This is a genomic window from Bradyrhizobium sp. P3_C3 (assembly GCF_056402655.1).
Map to the genome: position 1 here is coordinate 1 of NZ_JBFUGY010000085.1, position 13,269 is coordinate 13,269.

Annotated in this window: 19 protein-coding genes; 13 read left to right on the forward strand and 6 right to left on the reverse strand. The window is 60.8% G+C overall.

Annotated elements, in window-relative coordinates; genetic code table 11:
* Positions 1-531: 531 nt before the first annotated feature.
* Together AC1DW2_RS42105 and AC1DW2_RS42110 are read left to right on the forward strand one after the other, a co-directional pair.
* Positions 532-747, forward strand: coding sequence for a hypothetical protein (locus AC1DW2_RS42105; RefSeq protein WP_306326979.1), 216 nt, complete (start codon positions 532-534; stop codon positions 745-747).
* On the forward strand, positions 692-1,048 hold the full coding sequence (locus AC1DW2_RS42110) for an ATP-dependent DNA ligase (protein WP_310473575.1): 357 nt from the start codon (positions 692-694) through the stop codon (positions 1,046-1,048). Before AC1DW2_RS42105 ends, AC1DW2_RS42110 begins: the two co-directional genes overlap by 56 nt.
* Before the next feature lie 265 nt (positions 1,049-1,313).
* Here AC1DW2_RS42110 and AC1DW2_RS42115 read toward each other — a convergent pair whose 3' ends face one another.
* A complete protein-coding gene (locus AC1DW2_RS42115; protein ID WP_038937297.1) occupies positions 1,314-1,595 on the reverse strand; it encodes a hypothetical protein in 282 nt (93 codons plus the stop codon).
* 275 nt (positions 1,596-1,870) lie between these two features.
* On the opposite strand from AC1DW2_RS42115, the gene AC1DW2_RS42120 reads away from it, so the two are divergent.
* The 4 genes from AC1DW2_RS42120 (at position 1,871) to AC1DW2_RS42135 (ending at position 3,306) form a co-directional block, all read left to right on the forward strand.
* The gene (locus tag AC1DW2_RS42120) at positions 1,871-2,329 is read left to right on the forward strand and encodes an Hsp20 family protein (protein WP_039148842.1); all 459 of its coding nucleotides are present in this window, start codon (positions 1,871-1,873) and stop codon (positions 2,327-2,329) included.
* Between the two features lie 71 nt (positions 2,330-2,400).
* Positions 2,401-2,724, forward strand: a complete 324-nt coding sequence (locus AC1DW2_RS42125) for a hypothetical protein (RefSeq protein ID WP_039148846.1) — start codon at positions 2,401-2,403, stop codon at positions 2,722-2,724.
* 14 nt (positions 2,725-2,738) lie between these two features.
* Complete coding sequence (locus AC1DW2_RS42130; RefSeq protein ID WP_166350999.1) at positions 2,739-2,966, forward strand: hypothetical protein; 228 nt, start codon at positions 2,739-2,741, stop codon at positions 2,964-2,966.
* A gap of 130 nt (positions 2,967-3,096) precedes the next feature.
* On the forward strand, positions 3,097-3,306 hold the full coding sequence (locus AC1DW2_RS42135; RefSeq protein ID WP_028156208.1) for a hypothetical protein: 210 nt from the start codon (positions 3,097-3,099) through the stop codon (positions 3,304-3,306).
* Positions 3,307-4,024: 718 nt separating this feature from the next.
* Here AC1DW2_RS42135 and AC1DW2_RS42140 read toward each other — a convergent pair.
* Both AC1DW2_RS42140 and AC1DW2_RS42145 read right to left on the reverse strand, forming a co-directional pair.
* The gene (locus AC1DW2_RS42140) at positions 4,025-4,207 is read right to left on the reverse strand and encodes a pyridoxamine 5'-phosphate oxidase family protein (protein WP_321576290.1); all 183 of its coding nucleotides are present in this window, start codon (positions 4,205-4,207) and stop codon (positions 4,025-4,027) included.
* The gene (locus AC1DW2_RS42145) at positions 4,140-4,457 is read right to left on the reverse strand and encodes a pyridoxamine 5'-phosphate oxidase family protein (protein WP_477009035.1); all 318 of its coding nucleotides are present in this window, start codon (positions 4,455-4,457) and stop codon (positions 4,140-4,142) included. The genes AC1DW2_RS42140 and AC1DW2_RS42145 overlap by 68 nt, the downstream gene beginning before the upstream one ends.
* Before the next feature lie 217 nt (positions 4,458-4,674).
* Between AC1DW2_RS42145 and AC1DW2_RS42150 the strand changes: the two genes are divergently transcribed.
* From AC1DW2_RS42150 to AC1DW2_RS42165, 4 genes are all read left to right on the forward strand, one after another.
* A complete protein-coding gene (locus AC1DW2_RS42150) occupies positions 4,675-4,893 on the forward strand; it encodes a hypothetical protein (protein WP_038937325.1) in 219 nt (72 codons plus the stop codon).
* Between the two features lie 568 nt (positions 4,894-5,461).
* On the forward strand, positions 5,462-5,665 hold the full coding sequence (locus AC1DW2_RS42155) for a hypothetical protein (RefSeq protein ID WP_038937326.1): 204 nt from the start codon (positions 5,462-5,464) through the stop codon (positions 5,663-5,665).
* A 662-nt stretch (positions 5,666-6,327) separates the two neighbouring features.
* Entirely contained in the window at positions 6,328-7,371 is a 1,044-nt protein-coding gene (locus AC1DW2_RS42160; protein ID WP_063701408.1) for an AI-2E family transporter, read from the forward strand.
* Between the two features lie 568 nt (positions 7,372-7,939).
* Positions 7,940-8,461: a YciE/YciF ferroxidase family protein gene (locus AC1DW2_RS42165; RefSeq protein WP_038937328.1), complete on the forward strand. Its 522-nt coding sequence runs from the start codon at positions 7,940-7,942 to the stop codon at positions 8,459-8,461.
* On the opposite strand, the gene AC1DW2_RS42170 is transcribed toward AC1DW2_RS42165, so the two are convergent.
* Complete coding sequence (locus AC1DW2_RS42170; protein ID WP_223153909.1) at positions 8,458-9,030, reverse strand: cupin domain-containing protein; 573 nt, start codon at positions 9,028-9,030, stop codon at positions 8,458-8,460. The two genes, AC1DW2_RS42165 and AC1DW2_RS42170, sit on opposite strands and share 4 nt — an antisense overlap.
* Positions 9,017-9,397 (reverse strand): phosphatase PAP2 family protein, encoded by a 381-nt coding sequence (locus AC1DW2_RS42175; protein ID WP_477009036.1) that lies wholly within the window; start codon positions 9,395-9,397, stop codon positions 9,017-9,019. The genes AC1DW2_RS42170 and AC1DW2_RS42175 overlap by 14 nt, the downstream gene beginning before the upstream one ends.
* Before the next feature lie 514 nt (positions 9,398-9,911).
* On the opposite strand from AC1DW2_RS42175, the gene AC1DW2_RS42180 reads away from it, so the two are divergent.
* From AC1DW2_RS42180 to AC1DW2_RS42190, 3 genes are all read left to right on the forward strand, one after another.
* Complete coding sequence (locus tag AC1DW2_RS42180) at positions 9,912-11,042, forward strand: YihY/virulence factor BrkB family protein (protein WP_038937331.1); 1,131 nt, start codon at positions 9,912-9,914, stop codon at positions 11,040-11,042.
* Positions 11,039-11,644, forward strand: a complete 606-nt coding sequence (locus AC1DW2_RS42185) for an MOSC domain-containing protein (protein ID WP_224517050.1) — start codon at positions 11,039-11,041, stop codon at positions 11,642-11,644. Before AC1DW2_RS42180 ends, AC1DW2_RS42185 begins: the two co-directional genes overlap by 4 nt.
* A 293-nt stretch (positions 11,645-11,937) precedes the next feature.
* Complete coding sequence (locus AC1DW2_RS42190; RefSeq protein WP_477009037.1) at positions 11,938-12,117, forward strand: hypothetical protein; 180 nt, start codon at positions 11,938-11,940, stop codon at positions 12,115-12,117.
* Between the two features lie 617 nt (positions 12,118-12,734).
* Here the strand turns inward: AC1DW2_RS42190 and AC1DW2_RS42195 are convergent.
* On the reverse strand, positions 12,735-12,971 hold the full coding sequence (locus tag AC1DW2_RS42195) for a cold-shock protein (RefSeq protein WP_477009038.1): 237 nt from the start codon (positions 12,969-12,971) through the stop codon (positions 12,735-12,737).
* Positions 12,972-13,269: the final 298 nt, after the last annotated feature.

Below are 13,269 nucleotides of genomic sequence, written 5' to 3' on the forward strand. Positions count from 1 at the left end.
AAGTTCCTGCGCCGTGGCGAACGCAGCTTCCTTCGAAAGGTTGCCATCCATTGCGCGCCAGCTTGCGTTCTCTGCGCAATCTCGGCCACAACGCCGCCGAACAGTACCATGCCAGTTGTAAAATGATCTGGGCCGGAATTTCAATGATCACCGCTTGATCCCCAATGGGGTGAGATCTCCAGCGCCCGGCACAGACCTACACCGTCAGCCATGTAGATCAACTGCTGGAAGCTCGATTGTATGGATCGCAACCCGACAAATGCTCATGTCGTTCGCCAATGGCGAACACGTCATCGCCATCGACGAATACCGCGGACGTCTCTGCCATGTTTCCACGAACATTTACGACCATACTGGCGCCTCTGGTGGTTCGCCAATGATGCGCTGAATTTGGTTTCTGCAATGGGACTGGCTATGAGGGCTTCAAAAATCCGCTCCCGCCCCTATCTCAGCCCTATGCGTACAGCGTTCGAATTCTGCCTGCTGACCGCCGCCAAGGTGGTGCCGGCCGGACGCGACTGGATCCACGAAATGAAATATGACGGCTATCGTCTGCGCGTCGAGCGCCAGGGCAAGACCGTGCGTCTCTTCACCCGCAACGGGCACGACTGGACCAAGCGATACCCCCTGGATCGTCGAGGCCGCGCCGAAGAACCGCGAGCAGCAATTCGCCATCGACGGCGAGGCTGTGGTGCTCGGCGTCGATGGCGCCTCGGACTTCAACGCCCTGCACTCGCGCAAGCATGATCACGAGGTTCAGCTCTATGCGTTCGACATCCTCGCGCTTGGCGGCGAGGACCTGCGCCAGCTGCCATTGACGATGCGCAAGACCAATTTGGCGCGGCTGCTGCGCGGCCGGCCTGATGGCATATTCGTCGCGCCGTTCGAGGCTGCCGAGATCGGTTCGGATCTATTCGCCGCCGCCTGCCGCATGGGCGTCGAGGGCCTGGTCTCGAAACGTCGCGACCGGCGTTATGGCGTCGGCCGCTCGAAAGACTGGATCAGGGTGAAGAACCGGACCCATCCGGCAATGACGCGAGAATTCTGAGCGTTCGGTCGCGCGCCTCCTGCTCAATCGGGGCCCGGCGGTTCAATTGCCCCTTTCCGTCCATCCCCTTTCTGGGCCCTTCGGTCGGCTGCGGGCAGCGTTCAGTCTCTCGGCCTCTGCTTCGGCAGTGGAGTGCGACAAGCCAGACAGAGGCTTCCCGCCTTTTCCGATCGCAGGCACATCTAGTGAAAGATCCAGTACGGTGAACCGGCCGGTTACCGGTCTCTCATACCAAGCAACGTACCGCGCCTTCATTTCGGTCATTCTAGACCCCCTCGGTAGCGGATCGATCCTCGAATAGATCAACGTATCGCGCATGGAGAATCACGTAGCCCTTGGCACCGTCTAAGAGCACCTTGACCTGAGTGGCCGTCGCTCCCTGACCAAGAACGATGCCTTTCTTACCGCTAAGACGCGGTCCAGCCAAAGCAGCAATGACGATCCGTCGACCAGCAAGAAGCTCGTCCTTGGCGGCCAATAGGTCCGCAGATCTCGGCAGGTTACGGTTTGTGCTACGCGGCATGGCTTTAAAATAGCGCAGCACCATTGAGTTAAAAAGCCCGTGTGTCGGTGGACCACGGCTTGCGCGTCCGCTTTTCGAGCGGTCATCCGTTCTTCAAGGGGCTGCGCGAGGACCTGTAACGGCGCGGCGATCGGTGACATTTTTTTTCGGCCCCCTCTTGAAACCAAAACCGGCTTTGCTAATTTTTTTGTCGCCATCTGACGATGGTGTCCGGGCGCCTCATGGGCCCGGACCAAGAGACGGGCACCGGTTGTGTCCGGTGCCGCTCGTAGACATCTTGCTCTTAGGAGGATTTGGCTATGCGCACCTACGATTTTGCCCCCCTCTGGCGCTCGACCATTGGTTTCGACCGCCTTTTCGACCTCGCAGAAACCGCTCAGCGGGCCAGCGAGGACAACTATCCACCCTACAACATCGAACGGCTGGCGGAGGATCGCTATCAGATCTCGCTGGCGGTGGCGGGTTTCTCGCCCGAGGATATCGTCATCACCGCCGAGCAGAACGTGGTGACGGTCGAAGGCAGCAAATCCGACAAGACCGAGCGTGATTTCCTCTATCGCGGTATCTCGCACCGCAGCTTCAAGCGCCAGTTCAGCCTCGCCGAATATGTCCAGGTGAAAAGCGCCGCGTTCGACAACGGCTTGCTGACCATCGAACTCGTCCGCGAGATTCCGGAAGCCATGAAGCCTCGCCGGATTTCGATCGGCGATGCCTCGGCCGGCAACGTGCCGAAGCTGGAAGCTAAGGCCGCCGCCTAGCGCAGACGCCATTGGAGCCGCGCGACGAATCGTGCGGCTCCCATCCATTCGTCAATGAATAGGAGAGGACCATGCGGCCGACGACCGCTGACGACAACGTTTTCGATTTCGACGCTCTTCTTCATCCCGGCACGGTGTTTGAAGCACCGAGAGACGTGCTGGATCATCCGGCGCTGACGTTGAGCGAGAAACGCGCAATCCTGGCATCATGGGCGTCCGACGCGTCCGCGATCGCCTCCTGCCCGTCGATGCGCGCACCTGCCGGCCTCAAGAAACCGGTATCGATCGACGAGATCTTGGACGCGTTGCGCGCCCTGGACGGTGGCCCCCGGACGCCGCCCGGCGGAAAGCCTTACCGTCTCCGTTCGACCGAACGTGCGGCCGCCGCGGCGTAATTTCGGAGGCCCAGATGACGACGGACGAAAACCTGACACGCCTTCGTGCCCATCATAACAACATCAGCCGCTACCGTCGGCTCCTGCGTACCAGGCTTTTGCCTTTGGAACGCCAGTTCATCGAACGGCGGCTTTCTGACGAGGTGGCCGCTCTGCTGAGCCTTTCCGCTTCGACCTTCCCGATCGCCTTCAGTGAGCCAAGGCCTGGACGACCGCTGCCGGTTGCAGAGGTGATGCCATGAGCACGACCATCAATCTGGGCCGACCGGGCTCAGGCTCCTTCCCTTTGCGCGCTCCTCGGAAGGTTATTCGTGCGCGAATATTGGAGACTCCGGCTGCGGACGGCGTATCATCGGCCGTGGAGATCTAGGGATGGCTCTCTCGACCAACGAGCGTCCGATGTGTCCTGTGTGCAAACACCGGATGGGGTTGGCGCGCATCTCTCCCGGCCCGCGCGGATTCGACGAGCGTACCTTCGAATGCTCGACTTGCGAGCGTACCGAAGTGGTTCGCTTGGCCGTGGATCCGATGCAAACGGACGCGGTCGGCTGGCTCGCCGGTGAGCTGAAGCCGCCCAACTGAAGTTCGGTGTGAGTGGCGCGATGGATGAGGACTTCTGCAAAGAACAGACGCAAAGGCGCTGCCTGTTGGCGCTGGACAGCCCAGACGCCCCGGCCGGTCCCTTGAGGGCAGCGGAGCGGCCGCTGCCGGGGTCGGGTCGGCGAGGCGTGACCAAGAGCGCGATCGAAGTCTCGTGAGACACTTGCGGCGGCGGGGGCTCCGGGCGCTTGACATGGCAACCATGAATCGAGGAGGCGGGAATGGTCCTGATAGGATTTGGCGCCCTACTTGTTATCGGCGGAATTTTGTACATGGGGATCGCTTAGTCGGCCCGCCGTGCCTACCGCTACCGCCTCGCGAGCCCTGCTGGCGCCGTTACAATACAAGCCCGCGGCGACATCTGGCTCCCGCTCCCGCGTGCGGAATCTTTACCGTCGTTTAAAAAGGGTCGTGAATTCGTAGAGAAGAACGACTGCACCGAGAGAGCGCCGCCAAGGATTGACGCCACGGACGATTTCATCCACCGTCCAGAGAACGAGGCCACCGTTGACCGCGATCGTCAGGGCCAAGTTTGCTTTGCCTGCTGATGGCCATACCCAGAGCAAAAGGCCGGCCACGATCACAATCCACAGAATGAGATTGGGTGACTGTACAATCGTGATAGCGCCGGTCTTGCGATTGCGGAAAAATCATCGAAAGAGCTGGCCCCACTAGGGTTTCGCCCCGGTTGAATCTTCAGTCAGAGTCCAACCTCACCTTCTTCGCGACCTTTCCAATAGGTCGCGCGGTTGAGTTTGACCTTGATCAGGACAATGCCTGGCGTATCCACGCCATTTTCGAACCATTTGTCGAGATCACTTGTCCAGTGCTGATGAAAGACGGCCTTGTCCCGGATCAGTTCGGCAGTCCCTTCGACGGCCACATAGATCCCTTCGGCGAATAGACCGGCCTCGGATGAGAATCCGAGCGCGACATTTAGGATTCCGTTGGATGTCAGAAACCGTCCGCGACTTTTCGTAAGTGAAGTAATGAGATGTGCCGTCGTAAGCCACGTCGCCGTTGTTACTCATGGGTCGATTGGCGATCTCACCGTTTTCTGTGTGGGTCGAAAGAATGGCGATGTCGATGCCGGCCATTTCCTTCGCGATTTCAGCGAGCGATTTCTTGGACATCTTTCCTTCACCATTTGCCGGGGAGCAACCGCGGGGTTCAACCTATGTTCCCTTGAGGTCCGCGACTGGTTAGCCGTGGGAGCGACGACAAGCGATTACGCCGCTCATTGCTCTCGGACGCCGGCCGATGGCCAATGGGATGCGTCTACCTCGACCACGCATTGCGTCCTCCGAGGTGGCCTAGGAACCCTGGGAAGGAGCAAGCGTTCGGCTCACTATGGCCGACATCCTACTTTCTCATCTTGTTGAACATTCCGTCCAGATTGCTTGGGAGTTCCTCGAGCGCTCGGGCGACCTCGGCGACGCTGCCGAAGCCAGCCAATTTCTTTCCCATAAGATCGAGCAAATGGTCCGGAACGGTGAACGTAGCAGGTTGCTGCTCTCGAACCGGGCGATCGATGCTTACCGGCGGCAATTCGGCGTCCTCGACGCCTAGCACGCATAACTCTAGGAACGAAACCTCGAGAGCCCGCTTGGTCGTTAAAGGTGTCGCGACATGAAGCTCTCTCGTTGTGCCTTGGCCTTGGCGATTATCCTTCCCTGCGCTGCTTTCGCTCAAGGTGGCGGTGGTGGAGGCAGTGGCGGTGGGTCCGCGGGCGGAGGAGCCGCGGCCGGCACCGCTGCTTCCTCGGGCTCTTCGGCCGCGGCTGCGCAGACCGCGCCTGCCGGAGGGATCGGAAGGCCTGCGACCACCAACCAGCAGGATAGCGACGCCAAGATCGATCAAGAGAACAGCAACACGGACAGGATGGTGGGGTCGATCTGCAAAAACTGCAAATGAGCATCGTGTTGATCTCATGTCGGGGCCTTTTTTGATGGAGCCGATTTCCGCTAGTGGAAAACGGCCCGGATCGCATAGACAATACCCGACGCGGAGCAAATCGGTACGATTGGACCCGAGAAGGATCTCTGTGGGACCCGACCGACCGCGCCCTCGAGAAGATCAGAAGCATCTGCCGGGACTGTTAGCCGCTCAAGTGTGATGCGCCTGGAGAACCCGCCGGATGAAAGCAATCGTGTATCAATATGAGCTCGCCGCCGAACTCGAGAAGCGGTCTGGCGTAACCGGCCTCAAGCTGATCCGCGTAAAGGGTTACAGCCCCAGTTGGCAACTTGGCGGTATCCGGCAGAAGCCTCTGGAGGAATCCGCCGAAGCGGCTTTGGGTGAGGAAGTGCGAAAGTTGCAGACAGAGTTTGACATGGCCTAGGCTGGCGCTCGCCCATCAAGGCTTCGCTTTTCGGCAACCTCTAACGGAAGCGGCACCGGCGGACGGATTGATTTCTCCGACAGGCGGAAGTGACTTTAGACTTATTCCGGCGCCCCACCCGACCCGTAGATCTTCCGCTGACACTTGCCGAAGCGTCCAGCCTTCAGCTCGCAGCCGATGCGCGCCCATTCCACGGAAAAGAGTGACCGGACTTTATCAAGCATCGACTGCGGATCTCATCTCAAAGCGTCAAGCGGTTGGACAAAGGTTCGCCGAGTTGAAGGCACGGTGCTGGCGAGTAGGGTCCGATGCAGGTGAGCGCTCACAGCCCACGTGGGCAGCCCGGCCTTGTTAACGCGGCGCCCGCCTGTTGCGTGAACAATGGTCCTTTTACTGCCGTAAGAGCGATGAGAGGCCGCGTACATTGGATGGAACCTTGATCAAGCCTCGGATGTTTCTGACGAGCGGCGCCTACTTCACGGCAAGATTAGCGACCCCGGTAGGATCGACGAGCGCCGGACCGCCAAGCGAGGTAGCAAGTGGGTCGCCCGAACACGGTTAGCAAGCGGATAGCAAAGCCCGGCACATCGACAGCTTCGGATCGCGACGCATCTCGCAACCCGGTGCAGCAAAAGCCGCTCCCACTTGGTTCGGGCGCGCGCATGAACGCCCGGGTGGTCTTTGCCGTAGCGGTGGTAGCGCTCTCCCTGTGGACAGCGGGGGGATTCCTGCCACCTTTGATCTGGGCGACCATTCTCGCCGTCACCTTGTGGCCTCTCTACATCAAGTTCGCTGCACGGCTCACCTCGGGCCCAACAAGGCTGGCAGCCGTCGCCTTTACGGCGATCGTTGCGCTCATCCTGTTTACGCCCATGGCGCTTGCCATCTACCAGGTGGCCGAGCAAAGCGGTGACATCGCGAACTGGCTGAAGAAGGCCAGGGAGAGCGGAATCGAAGTGCCCGACTGGATCGCTCGCCTGCCGGTCGTAGCAGAAATCGCGCAGCAATGGTGGCGCGATAATCTGTCGGATCCGAAAGCCGCGACTGCTTGGCTCAAGACCATCAATGCGGATGATGCGTCTGGTCTATTCAACACTTTCGGCGGTCAGCTGATGCGTCGCCTGTTCATGCTCTTCTTCTCCCTATTTGCCTTGTTCGTGCTGCTCAGCAACGGCCGCTCGGTCGCTAACCGTACCATCGAGACGTGCGATCGCATCCTGGGGCACCCCGGCGAGGGCGTGGTGCAGAAGATCGTGGATTCGATCCGAGGGACGGTGAACGGTACCGTGATCGTCGCTATCGGCGAAGGCTTGTTGATCGGCGTCGGATACCTTGCTGCAGGCGTACCAAATGCCGTGATGTTTACCATCATAACCACGGCCTTTGCGATGCTCCCATTCGGTGCCTGGGCAGTGTTCACGGCTGCCGCCGCGACACTTTTGTCCGGCGGTGGCAGCGGGATCGCAGCCGCAGGCGTCTTTTTCTGGGGCGCGGCCGTCATGCTTGCAGGGGATCACTTTGTGTGGCCAACTCTGGTCGGGGGCGCGGCGCGGCTCCCTTTCCTCTTTGCGTTCGTCGGAATTTTCGGGGGGCTGGCTGCCTTCGGCCTACTCGGTTTGTTTTTAGGACCAGTCATCATGGCCGTACTATTGACGGTTTGGCGAGAGTGGATTTTTCGGCCTGAAGAGCGAAGCAGGTCTGACTGATTGCGCCGGCGTGCGGGCTGCCCATTACCTCGGCGCGTACTCGTCGTGGAAAATGATCCTCTCATCCGTGAATTCGCTGTCGACGCTCTGCGCGAGGAGGCCTTTACGTGTTCCAGCCGATGGCGACGAGGCGCTTGCCTGTTGCAAGCGGCGGGTCGCGGAGGTGCTCATCACCGACATCAGGTTACCCGGGAAGATCGACGGATGGCAGATCGCCAAACGCTGCCGCGAGCATCACCCGGAACTGCGATACCGGTGGTCGTGATCGTGTTTCCAGCCATCTTCGCCCCCATGTACGCTATCCGCAGCGACATCATATATCTACCGCGCGCCGGCGTGTTCCTGGGAAGGGTTGACCGGATGCAACGTGCGGGATGACGATCGTGCAGCAGGTGCGCGAGTTCTTCGCGCTCGGATTCTCTATCCTTCATCGCGGTTTCGAACGGGCTATGGCCGCCCGTCCCAGCAGGACGGCGAAGCTTCCGGTCTTGTCTTCATCGGCGTCTTAGTGGAACAGCGGAAGACCTCCCGCGTTCCATTGCCATCATTGCGAGAGGAGAAATCGATTATGGGTATCTTCACCAAGGACATCAAAACCATGGATGACTTGCTGATCCATGGGCTTCAGGACATCTACTATGCCGAGCAACAGATCACGAAGGCGCTGCCGAAGATGATCGACAAGGCCACTAACCGCGATTTGGTCACGGGCCTCAAGAACCATCTCGAAGAGACCAACAAGCAGATCGAGCGGCTTCAGAAGGTCTTCGAGAAGCTAGGCAAGGAACCCAGTGGTGCGCAGTGCCCGGCCATCGACGGCATCATCAGGGAAGCCGACGAGACCGCGGGCGAGATCGAGGACAAGGCGGTTCTGGACGCCGCCATCGTCGCGAATGCGCAGGCGGTCGAGCACTACGAAATTTGCCGGTACGGGACACTGATTGCCTGGGCCGAGGAGCTCGGCCACGACGAGATCGTACGCTTCCTCACGACCAACCTGAACGAAGAGAAGGCGGCGAATACCAAACTCAATACGGTGGCGCTGCGCAAGGGCGTGAATGCCAAGGCCTCCAGCTCCAGCGCCGCCTAAGACGTGTCTCCCGGCCCTAACGACCCCGACATCGCGGGGTCGCTATTTCGTCGCGGCCGGTGGACCGCTCGCAGCTTGCGTCTTGCGAACCAGCACGTGATCGAGACGACGAGCCAGGCCAGCGACGCCGCGGCGAACGCGCCGGCCACGCTACGCTCGACGATCCACCAGAACACGGCCGCGAACGCCAACATTCCGACAGCCCCAAGCGCTGCACCGGCGGCGTCGAGCGCGGCGGCCTCCTTCCCGCGCGTGATGCCGAGCACCTCATGGATTCTGGAGTGATAGTGGGCATAGTGGCATATCCCGTCACGCCAGGTATCGCCCCAGCCATTGGCCTCGAACAGGTCTTCCATGACGGCCGCCGGGTCGTGCCCTACTCCGAAATCGACTCCGCCTCGGTAAATGACGAAGGGCCAGCGAGGATGGTTGGGGATGAGACCGTCGTCCTTGAACCGGACGGTGTGAGGCTTTCTTGGCCGCGCCAGGCCCGTGGCTTCGTCGCGCCCCCGGCGGCGCAGCCCGGTCGCTCGTCGCACATACTCCTTGAGCTCCTCAAGAACTGGCATCGCGCCCTCTTCCGATGGATTGCAACGGATATCCTGTCCAGAGGCGCAGTAGCCGTTCCATGACGGCACCGAGCGCAAAGCCAGCAACCACGTCGCTGGCCCAGTGCGCCAGCACCACGATCCGCGTCAGGGAAAGGCCGACCGCCAAGGTCTGGATCACCCGCCGCGGCAGAGGCGGCAACGTGTCCGCGGCAGACGCCAGGGCGCCCATGTGCAGCGCGTGGCCCGACGGAAAGGCGTCTTCGCGCTTGCCCGAAAACGAGACACCGTGGACGTGTCCCAGCACCGTCTTGCGGTCGGGGCGCGTCTGATCAACTAGCGATTTCATCACATGCGGCAGCAGGGACGCCGTGACGGTGACGATCAAAGCATGGTCGGCTGCACGCCGAGAGGATTCGTCTTTCGTTCGCGTCGCGACCCAGCCGGCCGCGGCGAGCACCAGCAAGATCTTCTCGTCGGCCCCCCATGTCAGCCCGCGCGCCACCACCTCCGCGAGCGGACTGGTGTTGCGCGCTACGGTCCTCGCGATCGCCATATCGGGCGTCGTCGGCTTTACCTTCAAAAGAGCCATCGCCTCGTCCGCACCGGCAGCGGTTCGGCCGACATTCGCCCGATCGAGAACTGCCTCGATCACAACTCTCAAGCCGGTTCCCGGTTCGATTTTACGGCAGGCGACGACGCAGCACGCGCACGTTGGCGTCTTTCGAGCGTCGAGCAGCGGCGATGGCCTGCAGATCGCGCTGCGTAAAAGGCTTCTGAAGCCGCGGGGTTACAGCGTCCGGATCGCGCTGCCGCTCGGCCCGTTGCGCGGCTGGCCGACGGCGCACACATTGACAGGAACTCCCGCTCCGCGCCCGCCGTTGGATCCCGCGGAGGAGTTCATGATCGATCCGGAACGTGCGCGCGGCCAAGAGAACAGCTTGACCCGATGGAGTCTTGCCGCAGCGCTGGGGCTGATGGCGGCGGCGTTTCTGATCGATCGCGTCGCGCCACCGAAGGACGACCCGGCTCCGTTGCCGTCCAAGGAAAAGCGGGACGCTTCGCCGGCCGGCCTGGCCGCGGAAAGCGGCGACCACGGCAGGCAGGCCAAGTCGCCCGCGGAGATCCCGGCGAAGGGATGGAAGGACATCCTGCTTCGCGTCTACGGCAACATCGGCGACCACCGGATTCTGGCTCTGGCCGCCGGCATGACCTATTACAGCATCCTCGCGATCTTTCCTGCGTTGGCCGCCCTCGTCGCGATATACGGATTCTTTTCCGACCCCGGCAGCATCGCCAAGCACCTCGACGATGTCTCGGGCTTCATTCCGGGGGGCGCCGTCGAAGTGGCGCGCGAGCAATTGACACGAGTCGCAACTAAGGGCGACCGAACCCTCGGCTTTACTTTCGCGATCGGGCTTGCGATCTCGCTCTGGAGCGCGAACGCCGCCATGAAGTCGTTGTTCGACACCCTGAACATCGTGTACGGCGAACATGAGAAGCGCGGCTTCGTCAAGCTGAACGCGATGTCGCTGGGATTCACCGTCGGCGCGATCGCCTTCGTCGTGGCGGCGCTTGGCGCCGTCGTCGTCATCCCCGTTGTGTTGCAGTACGTCGGATTGTCGAATGCGGCGGACCTCCTTGTCCGGATCGGACGCTGGCCTGCACTCTTCGTGGCTCTGGCCTTTGCCCTCGCCTGCATCTACCGGTTCGGCCCCAGCCGCCAGGCGCCGCGGTGGACGTGGATCACCTGGGGCGGCGCGGCTGCGGCCTTGCTCTGGCTCGCGGCATCCGGTCTGTTTTCTTTCTACGCCGCGAACTTCGGCACCTTCAATGCCACCTATGGGTCCTTGGGCGCCGTGATCGGCTTCATGACGTGGCTCTGGATCTCGGCGATCGTGATCCTGCTCGGAGCCGAGCTCAATGCGGAGATGGAGCACCAGACGGCGCGCGACACCACGACGGGACAGCCTAAGCCGCTCGGCGCCAGAGGCGCCAAGATGGCAGACACCGTAGGAGCCCCCCGATCTTGAGGCACACCGTCGAGGGCGCGGTCTTGGCAGTGGCTGCCGACAGCGGACACCGTTTCAGCAAGCCGGTGCAGGACCACATCACACTGGTGAAAGGGCACGGCGTCGACGGTGACGCCCACGCCGGCCAGTATGTGCGGCATAGATATCTTGCGCGGCGCCACCCCTGCCTGCCCAACCTACGTCAAGTCCATCTCATCCCAAGCGAACTCTTCGCGACTGTCCGTGTGGCGGGTTACGACATAGAGCGCGGACAACTGGGCGAGAACATCACTACAGCCGGCCTGGACCTTGAAAAGATACCGCTCGGCACGCGCATCGAACTCGGGCCTACAGCGGTGGTCGAGCTGACCGGCCTGCGGACGCCCTGCGTGCTCATCGACCGCTCCAGAACCGGCCTAAAAAGACAGGTCTTGTCGTCGGCAAAAACGGACCTGCATTCGATGCGCCGTCCTGGGCGTGGTGCGAGCTGGCGGACAGGTGGCAGCCGGCGATTGCGCGCGCGTTATTCTGTCCGACGGATGTCAGAAGCCGCTTCCTTCGCTGTAGCCTTAGGCAAGCCGAAGGAACCAAGCCTCTACGTCACAGTTGGAGGTGACTTTTGAGGACAGGTCCATGACGAAGGGTGACGAACTCCGCTACGGCGCTCCCTAGGAATGCTGACTTACGTCGGCTGCAGGATTACGCCAGCCCGCCCATGGCAGAACCAGCCAACGACAACCTGCCCGGTGGCGTTTCGATTGTCTTGCTGGTTTTGCATTTTCCCGCGTGTCAGCCGAAATAGATAGAACTAGCTGTTCGTTATCGGCCATTAAATCTCCGTAAGTGCGCAGAGCGTTTGTTGCGTATATTGCGCCATGTTGTTAGACCGCGCCTTCAACATGGAAGGAGCGCCGTTTTGGCCAAGAAGAAGAAGCTGGTTCGCCGCGAGTGGACGAAGGAAAATATCAAAGAATTGAAGGCGCACTCCAAGGCGCGCACGCCGGTCGTCAAAATCGCCAAGATGACCAAGCGAACCGAGGGCGCGCTACGTCAGAAGGCGATCGTGTTGGGTATCGGCCCGGGGCATCTGCGGTAAATTGACGCTGGCTTCGTTGAGGGGGTCGCCAAATTTCGATATTGTTTTAACGCTCGCATCTGCGCCGATCAGGTGCAGACTACTGCGTCCGTCAAGGCAGCCGGAGCTTTTAGCTTTCGCGGCCTTGGGGTTGAGGGCTCGCCTTCGCCAGCCCCGGCGAGTCCCACCTCAGTCAGCGGAGCTGACGCATTTAATTGTCCCACAGTGTAACATCGACGACATTGCGCCCAGGCACCCGCGCTGTACGCTTTATCTCGCCGGGGCTGGACTCAATATTTCACGTCTTATTTTTAACCCGGCTGGCCGCAGTGGTTCGCCGCTGCGGCCATTTCGCATTGACGAATGCTTGGCAAACAGACGCGCTGACCAACAAGCCTCACTTCTTACGCTCATCGCCCAAGCTGGCGCCTTCGGCCAGCTTCATCCAATCAGCTGCAAGCCTTAACCAGGCTCCCTTGTCCGGCTGTTTAATTGCCCTTTCGGCTATGCGGCGGCATCCTCGGCTTCGACTCGATAGCGATCCGCCTCCTCCTCGCTCATCATTCGACTCACCCAGCCAACCAACGCGGGATGGTCGACGAGGAAATCAGAGGATATTCGACGATAGACCCAAGCGGCTAACTTGGAACCGTCGCGTCGCGGTTTGGCAGGCTCACCCGGCGCAGATTTTCCGCCGAGTCCTTTCCGCGATTATTCACGACGTCGAAGCTAACCTTCGCCCCCTCTGCCAGCGAAGTAAAACCAGCCTTCTCAACTGCCGAGATGTGAACAAAGACGTCCTTCCCGCCTGAATCCGGTTGAATGAACCCATACCCCTTCGTCGGGTTGAACCACTTCACTGTCCCCATAGCCACTTAGCTTCTCCATTCTTTGAAAAACCAAAACTAGTGCCTGAATCTCGACAAAAGAAAGGCTGGTCGCAACCGCGCTCATGCGCCGGAAGTACGCGAGCCGAGGATGTCGTTTTACGTCGTGTGAACCTCTTCACATGGGTATGACATCAGGACGGTTAATCTCCAGTCGCTGGCGGGAGGTTTCAGTTACAGCGGGAGGCGGCCGTGGCAGCAGACACAAAGGCGGACGACTGGTTTATTGCTGCGCACGTGCTGAGGGTACGCACGTCGTAGGGCACCGCATCGATATCGTTTAAGA

Bases quoted from the DNA above. Each gene is read 5' to 3' on its own strand.
- AC1DW2_RS42105 (WP_306326979.1), top strand. From the start codon at position 532: ATGAAATATGACGGCTATCGTCTGCGCGTCGAGCGCCAGGGCAAGACC.
- AC1DW2_RS42115 (WP_038937297.1), bottom strand. From the start codon at position 1,595: ATGGTGCTGCGCTATTTTAAAGCCATGCCGCGTAGCACAAACCGTAAC.
- AC1DW2_RS42120 (WP_039148842.1), top strand. From the start codon at position 1,871: ATGCGCACCTACGATTTTGCCCCCCTCTGGCGCTCGACCATTGGTTTC.
- AC1DW2_RS42125 (WP_039148846.1), top strand. From the start codon at position 2,401: ATGCGGCCGACGACCGCTGACGACAACGTTTTCGATTTCGACGCTCTT.
- AC1DW2_RS42130 (WP_166350999.1), top strand. From the start codon at position 2,739: ATGACGACGGACGAAAACCTGACACGCCTTCGTGCCCATCATAACAAC.
- AC1DW2_RS42135 (WP_028156208.1), top strand. From the start codon at position 3,097: ATGGCTCTCTCGACCAACGAGCGTCCGATGTGTCCTGTGTGCAAACAC.
- AC1DW2_RS42145 (WP_477009035.1), bottom strand. From the start codon at position 4,457: ATGTCCAAGAAATCGCTCGCTGAAATCGCGAAGGAAATGGCCGGCATC.
- AC1DW2_RS42150 (WP_038937325.1), top strand. From the start codon at position 4,675: ATGGCCGACATCCTACTTTCTCATCTTGTTGAACATTCCGTCCAGATT.
- AC1DW2_RS42155 (WP_038937326.1), top strand. From the start codon at position 5,462: ATGAAAGCAATCGTGTATCAATATGAGCTCGCCGCCGAACTCGAGAAG.
- AC1DW2_RS42160 (WP_063701408.1), top strand. From the start codon at position 6,328: ATGAACGCCCGGGTGGTCTTTGCCGTAGCGGTGGTAGCGCTCTCCCTG.
- AC1DW2_RS42165 (WP_038937328.1), top strand. From the start codon at position 7,940: ATGGGTATCTTCACCAAGGACATCAAAACCATGGATGACTTGCTGATC.
- AC1DW2_RS42170 (WP_223153909.1), bottom strand. From the start codon at position 9,030: ATGCCAGTTCTTGAGGAGCTCAAGGAGTATGTGCGACGAGCGACCGGG.
- AC1DW2_RS42180 (WP_038937331.1), top strand. From the start codon at position 9,912: ATGATCGATCCGGAACGTGCGCGCGGCCAAGAGAACAGCTTGACCCGA.